Origin of the sequence: Sandaracinus amylolyticus (assembly GCF_021631985.1) — a bacterium.
GTDB lineage: Bacteria > Myxococcota_A > Polyangia > Polyangiales > Sandaracinaceae > Sandaracinus > Sandaracinus amylolyticus_A.
The window spans coordinates 992,309-1,010,816 of the sequence record NZ_CP070225.1; the positions used below are offsets into that span (position 1 = coordinate 992,309).

An 18,508-nucleotide genomic window follows, 5' to 3' on the forward strand; every position below is an offset into this window, starting at 1 on the left:
CTCACTCCGTCGTTGGCCGACGGAAGGACGCAGGGCGCGTGCCCCGAGGCGCGATCAGAACGAGCGCACCGAGCGGATCGCGAGGTAGTCCACCTCGCAGCTCCCGTCGCCCTCTTTGCGCAGGCTGACGCCGAGCACGCGCGCGATGTGCCACGGCGCGCTCACCACCTCGACCACGCGCATGCTCTGGTCGCGCGTCGCGCTCGTCCACGTCACGTCGGGCACGAGCTCGGCTTCGTACGTCAGCGTCGTCGCGTCCTGCAGCTCGATGGTCGCGCGCATCACGAGGTGCGCGCCGAGATCGCAGCGCGCGTTCGCCCGCGCGATGAGCTGCGTGCTGAACGTCGACTGGGGCGCCTCGTCGATCCCGCCGCGCACCGCGACCTCGCGACCGACGAGCTGCAGCCCGTGATCACCGGGCAGCGTCTCCACGTAGCTCGCCGCGTTCTCGGCCCCGGTGATCTGCGCCCAGCCGCACGGCGTGCCCTCGCACGTCGTCTCGAAGTCCTCGACGTAGATCGCCGACTCGTCCTCGGACGACGGGCACCCGACCAGCGCTGCCCCGAGGATCGTGATCACGAGCGCACGCTTCATCGACGCACCTCGAAGCCGATCCCGAGCAGCGGCCCGCCGAGCTCGAGATCGCTGCCGTAGCGATCGAGATCGTACATGGAGAACCAGTCCCATCCGACGCGCGCTCCGATGCGCACGCCCTGCGCGACGCGGAAGCCGACCTGCGCGTAGCCCGAGAGCCGCGGCGCGAACGCCCACGTGCCCGCGCCCTGGATCGACACGCCGCCCCAGCCGAGCCCCACGCCGAGCACCGCACCGAGATCGACGATCGGCCCGAGGTGCGCCCGCACGTGCGCGACCGCGAGCGCATCGACCCCTCCGCCCACCGCGGGCGCGGTGTTGTGACTGCCCCAGCCGCGACCTCGCGCGCCCACGCGCCCACCGAGCCAGAGCCACTCCGCGACCCGCGTCATCAACGTGAAGTCGCCCGCCAGGAGCACCGGTGAGCTCCCGTATCGATGCGCCTCGAGCGCTGCGTCGAGCGACGAGCGCAGCGGCACCCCGCCGCTCAGGAACACCTGGAACGTCGTGGGCATCAGCGGCTCGGTCGCGTCGTAGCGACGCTCGCGCTCGCGACGTTGCTCCGCCGGCGTCAGCTCTCGCGGCGACACCAGGATCGCGGGGCCGAAGTCGGCGCCCTCGGGCAGCTCGTCGGGCGCGCCGCCCGGCGCCGGCTCCACGTCCGCCTCGACCGCCTCGGCGTCCGCCTCGATCGCCTCCTCGACGTCCTGCGCGCGCGTGCGCGCTGGGATCGACGCCGCGATCAGCGCGACGACCACCAGCGCGCGCATCACGCGACCTCGCGCATCGCGTCGGCGAGCGCCGCGAGCACCACGTGGTTCTCCTCGGGCGTGCCCACCGTGATCCGCATCCGCTCCGCGAGCCGCGGGTGCCCCGCGAAGGTCCGCACCTGCACGCCCGCCGCATGCATCCGCGCTGCGACGTCCAGCGTGCGCGACCCCGCCCGCACCAGCGCGAAGTTCGAGTCGGTGGGATCCACCGCGATCCCCGGGATCGCCGCGAGCCCCGCGACCAGCTTCGAGCGCTCGGCACGCACCAGCGCGATCTGCTCGCGCAGGATCGGCATCAGCGGACCGAGCGCGAGCGTCGCGATCTCCTGCGACGGAGTCGGGATGTTGTACGTGAGCCGCACCTTCTCGAGCTCGTGCGCGAGCCACGGCTTCACGCGCACCCAGCCCACGCGCAGCGCCGCGAGCCCGATCTTCGAGAGCGTGCCCAGCACCGCCACGTTGTCGTGCTTCTCGAAGAGCGCGTGCGAGATCGATCCGCTCGAGAACTCGACGTACGCATCGTCGAGCACCACCAGCGCATCGCGCGCCTGCTCGACGATCCGCCGCACCACGCGCTCGTCGAAGCGGTTGCTCGTCGGGTTGTTCGGGCTCGGCAGGAAGATCAGCGAGGGGCGGTGCTCGTCGATCGCACGCGCCCACACGTCCGCGTCGAGATCCCAGCGCTCGTCGAGCGGCACCTTCACGACCGCGTGGCCGTGCCCGCGCCCGATGATCCCGTACATCGAGAAGCTCGGATCGGGGTGCATCACCACCGCGCTCGCGCTGCCCGAGCGCGGCCGCGCGATCGCGGTCTCGAGGATCGAGATCACCTCGTCCGATCCGACGCCGATCACCAGCTCGTCGGGCCTCGCGCCCACGTAGCCCGAGAGCGCGGCGCGCAGCGCGGTGCAGCGCGGATCCGGATACCGATGCAGCGCGATCGACGCCATCGCCTCGGCGATGCGGGCGCGCGCCTCCGCGGGCAGCGCCCACGGGCTCTCGTTGCCGTCGACCCGGATGCGCGCCGGCGCAGCGGGCGTCTCGTACGCATGCAGCGCCGCGAGCTCGGGCCGGAGCCGCTCTCGGATCGCGTCGCTCATTCGCTCTCTCCTTCTCCGGTTTCACTCTCGAGCGAGCGCGGCAGCTCGAGATCCTCGCTCTCCGCCGCTCGCTCGCTCGCGTCACCCGCGCTCGCCGTGCCATCGCGCGCACGACCGCGCTCGTCGAGGTCGCTCGGATACAGCCCCATGTACTCGCCCACCACGGCGCGTACGAGGGAGTCGTCCGCGACCCCGCCGACTTTCACCACCCGGCTGCCCGACACCCAGAGCACCCAGCGATCACCCTCACCACCGTCCAGCGACCACGCGCGCCCGCCGACGTCCACGACCGACACGTCGTAGCTTCCGAGCGAGCGCACCTGACGACGGATCTCCGCGCTCAGCCCCGCGGCCGCGTCGTAGACCGTCACGAACACGTTCACGTACGGGATCTCGCCGCGGCTCGAGCGCCGCACGTAGGTCGCGGTGTGGCCCACCGCGACGTTCCCTTCGACCGGGAACTCCACGTCGAGCACGCGCTGGTAGCGGCGATACGAGAGATCCCCGATGTCGCGCTCGAGCACGAAGCGCGTCGGGATCGACGGGCCGCAACCCGCCACGGCCGACAAGAGCACGGCGAGCATCGAGACGAGCCCCGCCGCACCCACACGCATACGTCGCGACGGTAGACCAGCGCTCGGATCGCGTCGAGGCCCGATCGCGCGGTTCAGGTGGAGCCGCGGGCCCGCGCGCGCCGGATCGCCTCGCCCACCGGGCATCCCGCGCAGCCGGTCCGGCAGCAGCGCTGGCCGCGCTTGCTCGGCGGAAGCTGCGTTCCTTCGATCGCCGGTGCGCTCGGTGCGGACTGCAGGACCGGCAGGCGCGGCATCGGCGGCGGCATCGCGCGCGACGCCGGCTGGGGCAGCCCGCGCAGCGATCCGATCGTCAGCGATCCCGCGGTCCGGCGGTGCCGGCTCACGACAGCCCCGTGGCGCTCGACGCGCGCGCTCTCGCGAGGGCACGTCGCACCACGAGCTCGTCGGCAGGCTGGCTCGCGTCCGAGAGGTACGCCTCGAGATCCTCGACCGCGGCCGCCGACGCGCCCAGCGCGAGCGCGTGCAGCCCACGATCACGCCGGAACGTGACCGACGAGGTCACGTCGACGAGCCGGTCGCTCACGACGAGCGCACGCGCGTGATCGTGCCTCCGCTCGTGCGCGTGCTTCAGGTTCACCAGCATCCGCACGACCATCGAGCGTGGCGACACCACGTGCAAGTGCTCGGGGCGCAGCTGCGACGCCGAGCCCAGGAACTTCTCCGCGAGCCGCTCGAGCGCGCTCTCGCTCACCACCCGACCTTCGAAGAACGGGTCGACGTGCACGCCCTGCGGCCCACCCACGCGCACCAGGAAGTGCCCGGGGAACCCGATCCCCTCGACGACGATCCCGATGCGCCGCCCGATCGCCATCAGCAGCGCCGACAGCGTGATCGGGATCCCGGTGCGCCGGTCGACGACGTCGCTCAGGTAGCTGTTGCGGGGATCGTAGTAGTCGTCCGCGTTCCCGCGGAACCCGAGCTCGTCGTAGACCAGCGCGCGCAGCGCCTCGGCCTGGTCCTGCGCGTCGAGGGCCACGAGCGCCGAGCGATGCGCCGCGAGGGGCGCGGCGAGCTCGTCGATGCGCGCGAGGCCCGACTCGACCGTGAGCGACGGGTACTCGTCCTTGGCGAGGATCAGCGCGAGCGTCTCGATCGGAGTCGCGGGATCGGCGAGCGCGACGAGCAGATCGCTCGCCCCGCTCGCCTGGGTCCTCCGTCGGTCACCGAGCGCCATACTGCTCTCGCTCGTGTCGCCGATCCCGCTGGCCGTCAGAGCCTCGGGCCGGCCGCGCGGATCGCGTCGCTCGCCTGCGACTCGTACTTCTTGAAGTTGTCCACGAAGAACTTGGCGAGCTTCTTCGCCATCGCGTCGTACGCCGCCTTGTCCTTCCAGGTGTTGCGCGGCGTGAGGATCTCGCTCGGCACCTGCGCGCACTCGGTCGGCACCTGGAACCCGAAGACCGGGTCCTCCGCCGTGCGCACCTTCGCGAGCGAGCCGTCGTGGATCGCGTCGATGATCGCGCGCGTGTGCTTGAGCGACATGCGCTTGCCCTCGCCGTACGCGCCACCGGTCCAGCCGGTGTTGACGAGCCAGGTCTGCGCGCCGGTCGTGCGCAGCTTCTCCGCGAGCAGCTCGGCGTACTTCGTCGGGTGCCACACCATGAACGGGCCACCGAAGCACGCGCTGAACGTCGGGCTCGGCTCCTTCACGCCGACCTCGGTGCCCGCGACCTTCGCGGTGTAGCCACTGATGAAGTGGTACATCGCCTGCTCGGGCGAGAGCTTCGCGACCGGCGGCAGCACGCCGTACGCGTCGGCGGTCAGCATGATCACGTTCGTCGGCTGCGGGCCCACGCACGGGATCTTCGCGTTGTCGATGAACTCGATCGGATACGCGCAGCGCGTGTTCTCGGTGATCGAGATGTCCGTGTAGTCGACGACGCGCGTGTGCTCGTCGTACTTCACGTTCTCGAGCACGCTGCCGAAGCGGATCGCGCGGTAGATCTCCGGCTCCTGCTCCTCGGTCAGGTTGATCGCCTTCGCGTAGCAGCCGCCCTCGATGTTGAACACGCCGCGGTCGGTCCAGACGTGCTCGTCGTCGCCGATGAGGCGGCGGTTCGGATCCGCGCTGAGCGTCGTCTTCCCGGTGCCGCTCAGGCCGAAGAAGATCGAGACCTGACCTTCCTTCGACTCGTTCGCCGAGCAGTGCATGGACAGCTGTCCCTGCAGCGGCATCAGGTAGTTCATGATCGTGAAGACGCCCTTCTTCATCTCACCGGCGTACTCGGTGCCGAGGATGACGAACTCCTTCTTCGCGAAGTTCAGGGCGACGCTGGTCTTGCTCGTCATGCCGCTCGTGTAGCGGTTGGCCGAGAACGCACCGGCGTTGAAGATCGTGTAGTCCGGCTCGCCGAACGACTCGAGCTCCGCGAGCGTCGGCCGGATCAGCATGTTGTGCATGAACAGCGCGTGGTACGCGCGCGAGCAGATGACGCGGATCTTGATCCGGTAGCGCTCGTCCCAGCCCGCGTAGCCGTCGACGACGAAGAGCTGCTTGCGGGTGTTGAGGTAGTCGACCGCGCGCTCGTGGTTCACCGCGAAGACGTGGGGGTCGAGCTTGATGTTGACGTCGCCCCACCAGACGTTGCCGCTCGAGCCCGGCTCGTCGACGATGCGCTTGTCCTTCGGGCTCCGTCCGGTCTTCTCGCCCGACATCGCGATCATCGCGCCCGTCGATGAGATCGCCGTGCCTGCCTCGTTGCGCAGCGCGAGCTCGTACAAGGCAGCAGGGGGCGCGTTGCGAATGACGTTCTTGACGGTGATGTCGTACTTCGCGAGCGAGAAGTGCCGATCCATGGCGAGGCCACCTCGTGGTTCCCGACGCGCTGCCGGATGCGCATCGAGGTGATGAAGACGCGGAGCGTTGTTCTAGCCCGGCGGATTGGGCCGGTCACGCCCCCGGGAAGAGCACGGCTGGCGGAGCATTACCCCGCGGACATATGTGCGCCAACGCGGCGTCGAGAAAGATCACAAGTGGACCAGCGGCTCGACGAACGTCACACATCCGCGAGTGCCGTCGATGCGAGCGCGTGCTCCGAGCGGCAGCTCGAGCGGCTCCTCCACGTGACCACAGGGCAATCCGACGAGCACCGGAACGTCGAGGTCGCCGAGCCGCTCCGCGACCACCGACTCGACCGTCGTTCCGTCGGCGCCGGGCGCGCATCGGGTGAACGATCCGACGAGCACGCCCGCGACGTTCTCGAGCGCGCCCGAGAGCCGCAGCTGCGTCAGCATCCGATCGACGCGATAAGGCGCTTCGCCGACGTCTTCGACGAAGAGGATCGCGCCATCGAGCGGCGGCGCGAGCGGTGTGCCGGTCATCGCGGCGAGCAGCGCGAGGTTCCCGCCGATCACCGGCGCCTCGATCACCGCGCGCGATGCACCGATCGGCGTGAGGCCCTCGAACGAGCACGTGCTCTTCCCTTCGACGACGTCGATCCATCGCGCGAGCATCGCGTCGCTCCCGCGACCGAGCGCCGCGACCATCGACGCGTGCAGCGAGCACACACCCGCGCGCGCCCACAGCGCGTGCAGCGCGGTCACGTCGCTGAAGCCGACGAGCAGCTTCGGATGCGCGGCGACGCGCGCCGGATCGATCGACGACGCGATGCGCATCGCGCCGTAGCCTCCGCGCGCCGCGACGATCGCGTCGACGTCGGGATCGTCGATCGCGTCCTCGAGCTCGCGCAGACGTCGCGCGTCGTCGCCCGCGAGATATCCCGCTCGCGCGCTTATCTGCTGGTCGTACGTGACGCGATAACGCGCGCGGAGCCGATCGACGCCTCGCGCGAAGTCCTGCATATCGAACGGCGACGAGGGCGCGATCACGCGCAGGTGCGCGCCCGGGCGTAGCGCGCGCGGTCGCAGCGAGGAGCGATTGGAAGGCACGGCCGAGGAGATCATGCGGTGGCTGGAGCGGAGCGAGGGGCCGCTCGGGTACGTCGTGCTCGCGCTCGCCTCGCTCGTCGAGTACGTCGTGCCGCCGTTTCCGGGCGACACCGTCGCGCTCTTCGGGGTCTTCCTCGCGGCGACCGCGGGGTGGAGCGCGGCCTGGGTCTACCTCGCGCTCAACGTCGGAGCCATCGGCGGCGGGATGATCGCGTACGGGTTCGGGCGCGCGGTGTCGTCCCCCGAGCGCAGGCCGCGCTGGCTCTGCGGGCCCCGCTCGACGCGGGCGATCGAGCAGATCACCGCGCGCTACGAGAAGCACGGCGCGGTGTACCTCGCGATCAATCGCTTCGTGCCGGCGCTGCGCGCGTTCTTCTTCGTCGGCGCGGGCATCGCGCGGGTGCCCTGGCCCGCGGTCGTGCTCTGGGGTGGGCTCAGCGCGGTGGTGTGGAACGCGATCCTGCTCGGCGTCGGATGGGCGGTCGGCGAGAGCTGGGACGAGATGCTCGCGTGGGCCCGCGCGTACTCGGCGCTGGCGACGGTCGTCGTGGTGCTGGTGATCGTCGCGTTCGCGGGACGCGCGGTGCTGCGGAAGGCCCGGGGGTCGTCGGGCGCGGACGGGGAGCCTCCCGGTTGACGCAATGCGTGCGAAATCTTTGACGCAACGCGTAGCCCACATCGGAGCTATGGAACTTTTTAGTTGGGATCCTGCGCTTGACGCGCTGCGTCACGAGGGCTACCTCAAGGTCGTCGTCGCGCCGTGACGCGCCCCTCGCGTCCGCCGGATCGCGACGGCGAACGAGGAAACGATGACCCCGATGCTCGCTCCACGTGCGAGGGCGATGTCGCTCTGCTGTGTCTTCGTGAGCGCGACGTCTCTCCTCACGGCATGCGGCCTCTCGACGACGAGCGCCGCCCCCGAGGCCTCGCCGCCCGAGACACTGATCGCGCGGCTCGAGTCGTATCCCGCCCTCGACGTGATCGGCGTCCACAGCGACGCCGAGGTCGTCATGCGCCTGCCGCTCGCCGAGGCGGAGGGCACGCCCATCGCGCTGGTGGTCGACTACGGCGAGGCGACGATCGGCGCGCGCGGCACGCGCACGCTGGTGCTCGAGGATCTGCTCTTCGCGTTCGAGCGCGTCGACGTGCCCGCGGATCGCCTTCCGCCCAACGGCCTGAGCTTCGACGAGATCCGGGTGCGCGCGCTCGGTCCGGTCGAGGCCCACGTCTCGTGGGCGAGCACCAGCGAGGCGCGCGCGCTCGCGATCGTCGATCTCGAGCTCGACTGGCGCATGGTGCTGCCCGACGGGCAGACGCATCGCCTCGGCACCGAGCGCATCGAGGACGTCGAGGTCGCGCTGCGCGTGCTGCTCGACTCCGATGGCCGCGTGATCGCCGACGTCGATCTCTCGCTCGAGCGGGTGTGGCAGTGGGCGGGCGTGGTCGAGCTCGAGCAGCTCGATGTGCATCTCGTCACGCGCGAGCGTCTGCCGGTTGCGCCGCACTGGGCGCCGCCCGTCTTCGAGTGATCGAGCAAACGGCCGTCGCCGTTCACGTCGCCGTTCACGTCGACGACCACGATCGCGTCGACGGTCACGACGGCCGTCGTGGACGTGGTCGTGGTCCCTCAGTGACAGGGCCCGCGCCCACGTCCCTGCGGATCATTCGGATCGCTGTCGCTCCATCCCCGCTCCGCGCACACCCCACGCCCCGCTCCGTCGGCCCCCGGCCCGCTGTCGCGATCGGTGAACCCGGTGCGCCCGCGGCCCGGCGGATCCTGGGGATCGCTGTCGCTCGCCTTCGCCTCGGCAGGGGCGGGTGACGCGATCAGCGCCGTCGCGCCGAGCACGCTCGCGCCGAGCGCCCCGAGCGCGCTCCGCCGGCCGAGCCGATGCGTGACGATGTCGCCGGGGGTGAGCGTGCGCGGCTTCTTGCTGTCGTCGTGATCGGGCATCGCGAGGTTCGATGACGATGGATCCACGTTCCCCATTCGATTGCCAAGATCGTGCAGTCGGTCCAGCAGGAGTGCTCGCCCGCGCAGAGCCCGCACGGGAGCGCGCGGCGCACGCGGACGGGAGGGCGCTGGGCGGGCGAGCCGATCTTTGGACACTCTTCGGCTCGTGTGCTCCGACGTGCGCGATCCTCGTCGTTGACGTTTCACTCCCGGCGCGAAGATCCTGAGCCCGTCTTCGTAAGAGGGGTCATGGCCGAGAGCACGTACGCGTTCCGCAAGCTCATCGCTCCGATCACGCCGGAGCAGTTCTTCGCCGAGCACTGGGAGCGCAAGCCGCTCATCGTCCGTCGCGAGCAGCGCGACTACTACGCCGACCTCCTCAGCCTCCGCGCGTTCGATCAGGTGATCACGACGCAGGCGCTGATGCACCCGCAGTGCTTCATCGCGAACGCGGCGCGCCAGGTCGACGCGAGCGAGTACACGTTCCCGAACAACAGCGTCGACTCGGCGCGCCTCTACCAGCAGTTCGCCGACGGCGGCACGATCGTCTTCAACCAGCTCGAGGGGTTCATCCCGCCGCTGGCCGATCTCTGTCGCTCGCTCGAGCGCGACATCAGCACGCGCTTCCAGTGCAACATCTACTGCACGCCGAGCAACGCGCAGGGCTTCCCCACCCACTACGACTCGCACGACGTCTTCATCCTGCAGATCCACGGGACGAAGCACTGGATCCTCTACAACACGCCGGTCGAGCTGCCCTTCAAGGGCCAGCCCTTCCGCCGCGACGAGACGCCGAAGGGCGAGGTCACCGCGGAGTTCGATCTGCACCCCGGCGACATGCTCTATCTCCCGCGCGGCGTGATGCACGACGCGCAGACCCGCGAGGGCGAGACGCTGCACATCACGCTCGGCGCGCTCGCGACGAGCTGGACCGAGCTGCTCCTCGAGGCGGTCGCGAAGGTCGCGCTCGGTGACGCGGACTTCCGTCGCTCGCTGCCGGTCGGCTACGCGCAGACCGAGTTCGATCGCGCCAAGTCGCGCGACTTCTTCCAGTCGCTGATGAAGCGCGTGCTCGAGCGCGTCGACTTCGACGCCGCGATGGATCACTTCGCCGACGACCTCGTCTCGACGCGCCACGCGCTGCTCGAGGGACAGATGGAGCAGATCCTCCGCCTGCCCAAGCTGAGCGTGAAGGATCGCGCGGGCGCGCGTCCGAACCTCGTCTATCGCTGGAGGATCCGCGACGGGCAGTTCATCGTCTCGTGCTACGGCGCCGAGATGCGGCTGCCCGAGCACGCGGCGGAGCCGGCGCGCTACGCGCTCGAGACGCCCGACTTCGTCATCGAGGATCTCCCCGGTGATCTCGACGACGCGGGCAAGCTCGTGCTGGTGCGTCGCCTGGTGCGCGAGGGCATGGTCCGCGTCCGCCTGTGACGATGGTGATCGCGGCGCGCGACCTCCTCGCGCGCCGCGATCACGTGCTCAGTCCAGCTGGAGCGCTCGCCGGCGCAGCCCCCGAGCGGGCGAGCCGATGTTGGGCACTCGCTCACGGCACGCACTCGCCGGTCGACACGTTGCAGCGCGGCAGGCCGACCATGAGCGAGCGGCACCAGGTGTCGCCGCCGAAGAAATTGCAGCGCGGCGCGCACACGCTGAACGCGGTGCGCCAGCAGACCTGATCGAACTCGCTCACGCCGCGGCACGTCGAGTCGTCGAAGCAGCGGCACGTGAACACGTCGGCGGGCGTGTCGTCGCCGGGCACGTCGTCGATGCCGTTGCAGCACTCGCCGTCGGGCAGGAAGGGGCGGCAGTCGCGATCGTTGCAGTCGGCGCGACCGTCGCGATCGTCGTCGATGCCGTTGGTGCACGCGGCGATGCCGAGCTCGTTCGCGACCATCCCTCCGTCGCGCGGCGGGCCGGCGTCGATCGGAGGCGGCACCCCGGCGTCGCGCGCGGCGCAGCGCGGGTCGGTCGCGCAGTCGGGATCGGCGCAGTCGACGAGCCCGTCGCCGTCGTCGTCGCGCGTGTCGCCGCAGAAGAGCTCGCCCGGCGCGCACGCCGGGTCCCGCGCGCAGTCGGGATCGTCGCAGTCGATGCGCTCGTCGCAGTCGTCGTCGAGGCCGTCGCTGCAGCGCAGCTCGCGATCCGCGCTCGGACGACACGCGCACGCGGGATGCGCGCGACAGTCGGGCTCGTCCACGCAGTCGCGCCGCTCGTCGCAGTCGTCGTCGACGCCGTTGGTGCAGATCTCGCGCTCGGAGCGCGGGCTCACGATGCAACCACCCGCCACGTCGCTGCACGTGCCGACCTGACACTCGGGGAGCGATCCGCACTCGAACGGCGTGCCCGCGGTGCAGCGCCCCGCGACGCAGCGCTCCTCGCCGTTGCACACGGACATGTCGCGGCACTGCGCGTCGCCGGCGCACATCACGGCGCGGCATCCGTCGGGATCGCCCGGGACCGGGCTGCAGATCTCGCCCGCAGGGCAGCGCGTGCTGGGTCGCGACACGCAGCCGCGCGCGCCCTCGTCGCACACGTCGTCGGTGCACGCGATGCCGTCGGCGCACGTCACCGGCGTGCCCGCGACGCACGTCCCACCCGGGCCGCAGCGCTCGGTCCCGGTGCAGAAGAGCCGGTCGTCGCACTCGAGGTCGGAGCGGCACCGCGCCGCGACGCAGCCGCGCGCGGGATCGCAGGTGCGCCCCGGGCCGCAGAGCCCGTCGTCGGGGATCGACTCGCACGCGCCGTCGGGCTCGGTGCAGCGCTCGACCGTGCACTCGATGCCGTCGCTCTCGCACGAGGGCGGTGACGAGACCGTGCACAGCCCCGCGGGCGAACAAGCCTCGAGCCCGTTGCACGCGATGCCGTCCTGGCACTCGTCGTCGCTCGTGCAGCGGATGGGCGAGCACCCGCGACCGAGCTCGCACGTCGAGAGCGCAGGGCACAGCGAGTCGTCCGGCACGTTCATGCAGCCCATGCCCTCGACGCACTGGTCGCGGGTGCACGCGGTGAAGTCGTCGCAGCGCGACCCCGCGCCCGGCGCGCAGCGGCCGCCGATGCACAGCTCCACGCCGTTGCACTCCAGCCGATCGTCGCACTGGGAGTCGACGCGGCACCGCGCGCTCGCGTCGATCCCCGCGCCGCCGTCGCGTGGTGCGACCGATCCGTCGGGAGCGGTGTCGAGCGCGGTGCGCACTCCGCAACCTCCGAGCACCAGCATCGTGCCGAGCACCAGGGCGCGTGCGATCACGGGTTCCTCCGTCGAAGGAAGCGTCCGCTATCAGCGTACCCCAGATCGCGTGGTTCCCACGGAAATCGCGGATCGCCTCCGCCGGGCTGCGATAGGATCGGGCTCGGATGGAGCAGCGAGCGCTCGGGCCCGGAGATCTGCGCGTATCCGTCGTCACCTTCGGCGCGATGGGGTTCGGCGAGCCGGGGCCCGACGAGGACGCGCGGCGCGCTGCGATCCTCCGCGCCGCGCTGGAGGCGGGCGTCACCGCGATCGACACCGCGCCGCTCTACGGCTTCGGTCGCTCGGAGCGGGTGATCGGGAAGGTCATCGCGGAGCTGCGGCCGCGCCCCAAGGTGCTCACGAAGGTCGGGCTGCGCTGGGACTGTCCCTCGCAGCACGGCGAGCCGCTCTTCCAGACCGTCGGCGAGCAGGGCCAGCCGCTGGTGGTGCGTCGCGACTCGCGCCCCGAGTCCGTGCTGCTCGAGATCGAGCGCAGCCTCGAGCGGCTCGGGGTGGAGCGGCTCGACCTGGTGCAGGTGCACCAGCGCGATCGACGGGTGCCGATCCGCGAGACGTTCGGCGCGCTGCGCGACGCGGTGCGCGCGGGCGCGGTGGCGCACGTCGGAGTCTCGAACTTCACGGGACGCGAGGTCGAGGAGGCGCGCGCAGCGCTCGGCGACGTGCCGCTCGCGAGCCTGCAGTCGCCGCTGAGCCTCCTCGCGCGCGAGGTCGAGCGCGACGGATTGGTCGCGGCGCGGCGCGTCGGCGCGGGCTTCCTCGCGTACTCGCCGCTCGCGCAGGGCCTGCTCGCGGGCACCTACGGACCGCACCGCGAGGTGCAGGACTGGCGCGCCGGGAGCCCGCTCTTCGCGCCGAAGGTCCGGGAGCTGATCCAGGACGTGATCCGCGACGTGCTCCAGCCGATCGCGACGCGCCACGGCGCCACGCCGGGTCAGGTGTCGCTGGCGTGGGTGCTGGCGCGCCCCGGCGTGAGCGCGGTGATCGCGGGCGCGAGCAGCGAGGCGCAGGCGCGACAGAACGCGGGCGCGTCGGCGCTGAGGCTCGAGCCGCGCGAGGTCACGGACCTCGAGAGCGCGTTCGCGCGGGTGACGGCGGCGGCGCAGCGGCACGCGAAGATGGACGGGGTGATGCGCCGGGCCCGCAGCGTGGCGGGCGCGGTGAAGCGTCGCGTGATGCCCGCCGGGTCGTGATCTCGTCCGCGCTGACCGTCGAGCCCTGGGCGCACCGGTCGGAGCGAGAATTCCGACTCGTGACCTCATACGCATGGTCACTCGCGCGAGAATTCTGACTCACGACCAGTGAGACCACTGGTCGAACGCGAGAATTCTGACTCGCGACCACTGCGCGAAGGGGTCGAAGGTCAGAATTGTGACTCGTGACCTCATACGCATGGTCACGGATCGATAAATTCTGACTCGTGACCTCATACGCATGGTCACGGATCGGTAAATTGTGACTCGTGACCTCATACGCATGGTCACGAGCGATGAATTGTGGCTCCGACCACCCCCACCGCCCGGCGGAGGCGATCGGATCACCACAGAGGGCCGCAGAGGGCCGCAGAGGCCAGAGCGGAGAAGGGGACCGCTCCGAGGAAGAGGGCGAGAGATACCGAAATCTCTCTGCGGCCCTCCGTGGCCCTCTGCGGTGAATTCCCTGCGGCCCCGCCGGAGGGCACGCCGCTGCCGACTCAGAACGGGAAGACCAGCGGGATCAGCAGGGTCGCGATGACCGCGCAGACGATGTCGAGCCCCGCGCCCATCCGCATGAAGTCGCCGAAGCGGTAGCCGCCCGCGCCGTAGACCATCAGGTGCGTCTGGTACCCGGTCGGCGTCGCGAAGCCGCATGATGCGGCGATCGCGATCGCGATCGCGAACGGCATCGCGCTCACCCCGAGCTGCTGCGCCGTCGCGATCGCGAGCGGGAACGCGAGCGCAGCCGCGGCGTTGTTCGTCAGCAGCTCGGTCAGCAGCAGCGTCGTCACGTACACCGCCGCGAGCGCGAACGTCGGACCGAGCGGCTGCGCGATCGCGACCACGCCGCTCGCCATCACCGCCGCTGCGCCCGTCGACTCCAGCGTGCGCGCGACCACGAGCGCGCCCGCGATCGAGAAGAGCACGCTCCAGTCGATCGAGCGCCGCGCCTGCTCCATCGTGCAGCAGCCGGTCACGATCATCAGCGCGCCGCCCGCGAGCGCGAAGGGCAGCACGTCGAGGTTCGTGATCGGCTCGAGCGCGCCGCCGAGCACCACCGCGGCGAGGATCGCGATCGAGAGCCAGCCGCGATCGTGGCGCACCGGCGCGCGCCCCTCGACCGCCGACACCAGGAAGAAGTCGCCGCGATCGCGCTGCTCCTCGAGGAAGCGGGGCGGCCCCTCGACCAGCAGCGTGTCGCCGGGCTGCAGCACGATGTCGCCGACCTTCTGCTTGATGAGCTCGCCGTTGCGATGGACCGCGAGCACCGCCGCGCCGTAGCGCCCGCGGAAGCGCCCGTCGCGGATGCTCTTGCCGACCATCGGCGAGGTCACGCTGACGACCGCCTCGCAGAAGATGCGGTCGGTGCGGGGCACGTCGAGCTCGATGCCGTCTCCGTCGGCCACCGGCACGAGGCCGCGCACGTTCGTGAGATCCGCGACCGAGTGCACGAGCCCGACGAAGATCAGGCGATCGCCGCCGCGCAGCACGAACTCCGGGCCGACGGCGGGCTCGACGTCGTCGCCGCGATGCACCTCGGCGAGGAAGAGCCCGGGGAGCTGGCGCAGGCCCGCCTTCTCGATCGAGGAGCCGTCGAGCGGGCTGGCCTTCTCGACCTCCATCTCGACGGTGTACTCGCGCGGGTTCGCGAGGCGCTCCGCGGCGGGCGTGCGCGAGGGCAGCAGGATGCGCGAGGCGATCACGACGTAGACGATGCCCGCGGCCGCGATCGCGATGCCGATCGGCGTGAGCGAGAACATGCCCATCCCGGGCATGCCGGCGTCGATCATCAGGCCCTGCACGACGATGTTCGTGCTGGTGCCGATCAGCGTGCACACGCCGCCGAGCACCGCCGCGTACGAGAGCGGCATCAGGAGCCGCGTGACGTCGAGGCGGTAGGTGCGCGCCCAGTCCTTCACGACCGGCAGGAACGCCGCGACGACGGTCGTGTTGTTGAGGAACGCGCTGACCGCCGTGACCGGCAACATCATGCGCACTTGAGCGGCGAACGTGCTGCGTGGCCTGCCGAGGATCGGCGCGCCGATGCGCGAGCTGCCGCCCGAGTGCGCGAGCCCGGCCGCGACCACGAAGAGCGCCGCGACCGTGACCAGACCCTGGTTGCCGAGCGCCGACGCGACGTCGCGCGGATCGAGGAACTGATCCGAGAAGATCCGCATCGTCGAGAGCACCGTCGCGGCGCCGAGCAGGAGCGCGTCGGCGGAGGCGGAGTTGCGCGCGAGCGCGACGATCAGCGCGGCGACCACGCCGCAGGTCACGTACCCTTCCCAGCCCAAGCGTGACGCCTCCGACGAACGAGCGGCCGCATCCTAGCGCGGGTACGTCGGGGAAACACCCGTTTCTTGGTCGGGAATGCGGGAATCGAGTCGCGCGGCGAGCTCCTCGGCGGTGCACCCGGTGTTGCGCGCGATTTGCGCGAGCAGGGCAGGGCGCGCGAGGACGTAGGGCGCGAGCACGGGCTCGAGGGCTTCGAGCGTCGCGTGATCGATCGACTCCGCAGTGGGCGGCCCCGCGAGCGCGACCGCTGCGACGAGACCACGCGCGGCGTTGTCGGGCAGCCACGTGCCGGGACCGCGGCGAGCGGGGCGCGGTGATGCGCTCGCGAACGTGTCGCCGACCAGACCGAGCACCGTGAAGACCGCTCGTTCGCGACCCGTGAAGCCCCCGGCGACCCACGCGTCGACGCGAGCTGGCCCGTCGCCGCACCAGCCGAGCGCGACGCGTGCGCCCGTGCCGTCGTCGAGCGTCGCCGCGCAGACCAGCGGGTCGTGTGCTCCGAGGCGCGTCACGTGATCGGCGAGCCCGTTCGGAGCGTGATGCTCGCGCGTCGTTCCGCTGCGGCGATCGAGCACGTGGATGCGGGCACCGGGCGCGAGGATCGAGACGTCCGCGAGCGCTTCGTCGAGCAGCGAGGGGTCGAGTCGCACGGGCCCGAAGATCACGGGATCGAGCTCCGCGAGCAGGCGCAGCGCCGGGACGGTGCCTCGACCGACGACGTGCTCGGGCTCGCAGAGGAGCCCTGCGCGCCACGCCACGCGCGTGCGCGCCCCTGCGGCGACCGACTCGACGACGAACGAGGCAGAGAGCGCATTGACGCTCGAGGGCCAGAGCGGCCACAGGAACGGCGCGGGCGAGGCGTTGCGGCGAACGTCGGACATCACCGTGAAGAAGAGCTCGTGCGAGGCGAGCTTCGGGTGCAGGGGCACGGACGCACCCTCGCCAACGACTTCGACGCTCAGGTCATCGAGCACGGAGACGATGACGCGTTTGCTGCCGAGCTCGATGCACGTCTCGACGAGGCTCCGGACGCACGTCGTCAGCGTCTCGGGCTCGTCGATCGGACCGACGTACATGCCGGGCCGCTTGCGCACGCAGTGGAACCACTCGAGCACCTCGATGTCACGAGGCTCAAAGGTCGCGCCCATCGCGTCTCCTCCTGGGTGGATCGCGCCCTCACGCGCGCATCCCACGTCGCGTTCGGAGCCCCTCCAGCGGGCGCGATCAATGACGGAAGAGTACCACGATCAAACGCGGAATTCGACGGGTTTCACCGCGAATTCAGCGCTTCCCCGAGCGCGTCGACGAAGCGCTCGTCGAGCCCTTCGTCGCGCCAGCTCGAGCGCGCTCCGGGCGTCGTGACCTCGCCCGTCGTGCCGTCGATCGTGAAGGTCACGCGGCAGTCGTTCGTGCCGTCGCAGGTCACGCGCTCGAAGCGGTACGCGGTCCCGCTCGCGCACCAGTTCTCCTCGCACACCGCGTTCAGTCGATCGATCACCGGCTCGCCGCGCGGCATCGCGGGATCGAGCTCGGTGCTCACCGCGAGCTCGTAGGGCGCGCCCGCGTCCTCGGCGTCCCAGGTGCCGACCCACACCCGCAGCGGGCCCGGCGCGAAGGTGCGCGCGATCGCCGGCTGCAGGCCGTCGAAGTCGTCGTTGCAGAGCCACTCGCCGTCGGCGGTCTGCACGAGGAGCGTGGTGTCGCCCTCGCTCGTGACCCGCAGCGCGACGTGGGTCTCCGCGCCCACGTCGACGACGTGATCGGGCTCCTCCGCGACGTTCCCTGCGCACTCGCTCCGTCGCGTGCTCGCGACGACCGAGCCGCCCGCGGTTCCTGCGAGCGCCGCGGTGCCGCCCGGCGCGATCGATGCGCGCGTGGTCGCCGGCGCTTCGGGCGCTCGTCGCTCGCGCGGGGGCTCGACGTCGATCGCGGCGAGCTCCTCGCCGAGATCGAGATCGGTCGGCAGCGCGCCCGGCCACGGCGCTGCCATCTCGTCCTCGACGTCGCACGCGGCGAGCGCGCATGCGAGCGCGATCACCAGGGCGTGCGACGTCGATCGAGTCATCTCACCCAGCGCCGCCGTCCTTCGCGGTCGGCTCCTTGTACGTGAGCTGCGCCTTGAGGTGGTCGCGGTTCATGCGCGCGATGAACGCGACGCTGATCTGCTTCGGGCACGCGGCCTCGCACTCGTAGTGGTTCGAGCACGCGCCGAACTCTTCGCGGTCGTGCTGCGCGACCATGTCGAGCGCGCGGCGCGAGCGCTCCGCCTGGCCCTGCGGGAGCAGGCCGAGGTGAGCGATCTTCGCCGCCGTGAAGAGGCTCGCCGACGCGTTCGGGCACGCCGCGACGCACGCGCCGCAGCCGATGCACGCCGCGGCGTCCATCGCCTCGTCGGCGATCGGCTTCGCGATCGGCATCTCGTTCGCGTCGACCGCGCTGCCCGCGCGCACCGTGATGTAGCCGCCCGCCTGGATGATGCGATCGAGCGACGCGCGCTCGACCATCAGGTCCTTGATCACCGGGAACGACTTCGCTCGGAACGGCTCGACGTAGATCGTCGCGCCGTTCTCGAACTTGCGCATGTGGAGCTGGCAGGTCGTGGTCGCGCGCTGCGGCCCGTGGGGCTGCCCGTTGATCACCACGCCGCAGGTGCCGCAGATGCCCTCGCGGCAGTCGTGATCGAACGCGAACGGCTCCTTGCCCGCGAGGATCAGCTTGTCGTTCACGACGTCCATCATCTCGAGGAACGACGCGTGGGTGCTGATGCCCTTGGCGTACTCCGAGTAGTCCTCGAAGCGGCCCGCATCGTTCGGGCCGTTCTGGCGCCAGACGTGAAGCTTCAGATCGATCGTCTCGGCCACGGTT

At 71.0% G+C, this 18,508-nt stretch carries 18 protein-coding genes; 4 read left to right on the forward strand and 14 right to left on the reverse strand.

The annotated features are described in order from the left end of the window. Positions 1-54: 54 nt before the first annotated feature. From I5071_RS04085 to I5071_RS04120, 8 genes are all read right to left on the reverse strand, one after another. Positions 55-594 carry a hypothetical protein gene (locus I5071_RS04085; protein ID WP_236604060.1) on the reverse strand — a complete coding sequence of 180 codons (540 nt, stop codon included), beginning with the start codon at positions 592-594 and terminating at the stop codon, positions 55-57. After that, complete coding sequence (locus tag I5071_RS04090) at positions 591-1,364, reverse strand: hypothetical protein (RefSeq protein WP_236604061.1); 774 nt, start codon at positions 1,362-1,364, stop codon at positions 591-593. The genes I5071_RS04085 and I5071_RS04090 overlap by 4 nt, the downstream gene beginning before the upstream one ends. Beyond that, on the reverse strand, positions 1,364-2,464 hold the full coding sequence (locus I5071_RS04095) for a pyridoxal phosphate-dependent aminotransferase (protein WP_236604062.1): 1,101 nt from the start codon (positions 2,462-2,464) through the stop codon (positions 1,364-1,366). The genes I5071_RS04090 and I5071_RS04095 overlap by 1 nt, the downstream gene beginning before the upstream one ends. Then, on the reverse strand, positions 2,461-3,078 hold the full coding sequence (locus I5071_RS04100) for a hypothetical protein (protein ID WP_236604063.1): 618 nt from the start codon (positions 3,076-3,078) through the stop codon (positions 2,461-2,463). The genes I5071_RS04095 and I5071_RS04100 overlap by 4 nt, the downstream gene beginning before the upstream one ends. A gap of 53 nt (positions 3,079-3,131) precedes the next feature. After that, positions 3,132-3,383, reverse strand: coding sequence for a hypothetical protein (locus I5071_RS04105; protein WP_236604064.1), 252 nt, complete (start codon positions 3,381-3,383; stop codon positions 3,132-3,134). After that, positions 3,380-4,234 carry a SirB1 family protein gene (locus I5071_RS04110; protein ID WP_236604065.1) on the reverse strand — a complete coding sequence of 285 codons (855 nt, stop codon included), beginning with the start codon at positions 4,232-4,234 and terminating at the stop codon, positions 3,380-3,382. Before I5071_RS04110 ends, I5071_RS04105 begins: the two co-directional genes overlap by 4 nt. 35 nt (positions 4,235-4,269) lie before the next feature. Continuing rightward, complete coding sequence (pckA, locus tag I5071_RS04115; protein ID WP_236604066.1) at positions 4,270-5,856, reverse strand: phosphoenolpyruvate carboxykinase (ATP); 1,587 nt, start codon at positions 5,854-5,856, stop codon at positions 4,270-4,272. A gap of 171 nt (positions 5,857-6,027) precedes the next feature. After that, entirely contained in the window at positions 6,028-6,963 is a 936-nt protein-coding gene (locus I5071_RS04120; RefSeq protein ID WP_236604067.1) for a S66 peptidase family protein, read from the reverse strand. On the opposite strand from I5071_RS04120, the gene I5071_RS04125 reads away from it, so the two are divergent. After that, positions 6,962-7,585: a DedA family protein gene (locus I5071_RS04125; protein ID WP_236604068.1), complete on the forward strand. Its 624-nt coding sequence runs from the start codon at positions 6,962-6,964 to the stop codon at positions 7,583-7,585. The two genes, I5071_RS04120 and I5071_RS04125, sit on opposite strands and share 2 nt — an antisense overlap. Before the next feature lie 226 nt (positions 7,586-7,811). After that, a complete protein-coding gene (locus tag I5071_RS04130) occupies positions 7,812-8,477 on the forward strand; it encodes a hypothetical protein (RefSeq protein ID WP_236604069.1) in 666 nt (221 codons plus the stop codon). A gap of 98 nt (positions 8,478-8,575) precedes the next feature. Here I5071_RS04130 and I5071_RS04135 read toward each other — a convergent pair whose 3' ends face one another. Then, positions 8,576-8,929, reverse strand: coding sequence for a hypothetical protein (locus tag I5071_RS04135; protein WP_236604070.1), 354 nt, complete (start codon positions 8,927-8,929; stop codon positions 8,576-8,578). Positions 8,930-9,151: 222 nt separating this feature from the next. On the opposite strand from I5071_RS04135, the gene I5071_RS04140 reads away from it, so the two are divergent. Beyond that, positions 9,152-10,336 (forward strand): cupin domain-containing protein, encoded by a 1,185-nt coding sequence (locus I5071_RS04140; protein ID WP_236604071.1) that lies wholly within the window; start codon positions 9,152-9,154, stop codon positions 10,334-10,336. 112 nt (positions 10,337-10,448) lie between these two features. Here the strand turns inward: I5071_RS04140 and I5071_RS04145 are convergent, their stop codons facing one another. After that, on the reverse strand, positions 10,449-12,152 hold the full coding sequence (locus I5071_RS04145; RefSeq protein ID WP_236604072.1) for a hypothetical protein: 1,704 nt from the start codon (positions 12,150-12,152) through the stop codon (positions 10,449-10,451). Between the two features lie 107 nt (positions 12,153-12,259). Here I5071_RS04145 and I5071_RS04150 point away from each other — a divergent pair, with 107 nt between their 5' ends. After that, positions 12,260-13,345: an aldo/keto reductase gene (locus I5071_RS04150; RefSeq protein WP_236604073.1), complete on the forward strand. Its 1,086-nt coding sequence runs from the start codon at positions 12,260-12,262 to the stop codon at positions 13,343-13,345. A gap of 500 nt (positions 13,346-13,845) precedes the next feature. On the opposite strand, the gene I5071_RS04155 is transcribed toward I5071_RS04150, so the two are convergent. From I5071_RS04155 to I5071_RS04170, 4 genes are all read right to left on the reverse strand, one after another. After that, on the reverse strand, positions 13,846-15,642 hold the full coding sequence (locus I5071_RS04155; protein WP_236604074.1) for an SLC13 family permease: 1,797 nt from the start codon (positions 15,640-15,642) through the stop codon (positions 13,846-13,848). 33 nt (positions 15,643-15,675) lie between these two features. Beyond that, positions 15,676-16,791, reverse strand: coding sequence for a hypothetical protein (locus tag I5071_RS04160; protein ID WP_236604075.1), 1,116 nt, complete (start codon positions 16,789-16,791; stop codon positions 15,676-15,678). Between the two features lie 122 nt (positions 16,792-16,913). Continuing rightward, the gene (locus I5071_RS04165; RefSeq protein WP_236604076.1) at positions 16,914-17,708 is read right to left on the reverse strand and encodes a hypothetical protein; all 795 of its coding nucleotides are present in this window, start codon (positions 17,706-17,708) and stop codon (positions 16,914-16,916) included. 1 nt (position 17,709) lies between these two features. Further along, on the reverse strand, positions 17,710-18,504 hold the full coding sequence (locus I5071_RS04170) for a succinate dehydrogenase/fumarate reductase iron-sulfur subunit (protein ID WP_236604077.1): 795 nt from the start codon (positions 18,502-18,504) through the stop codon (positions 17,710-17,712). Between the last annotated feature and the right edge of the window lie 4 nt (positions 18,505-18,508).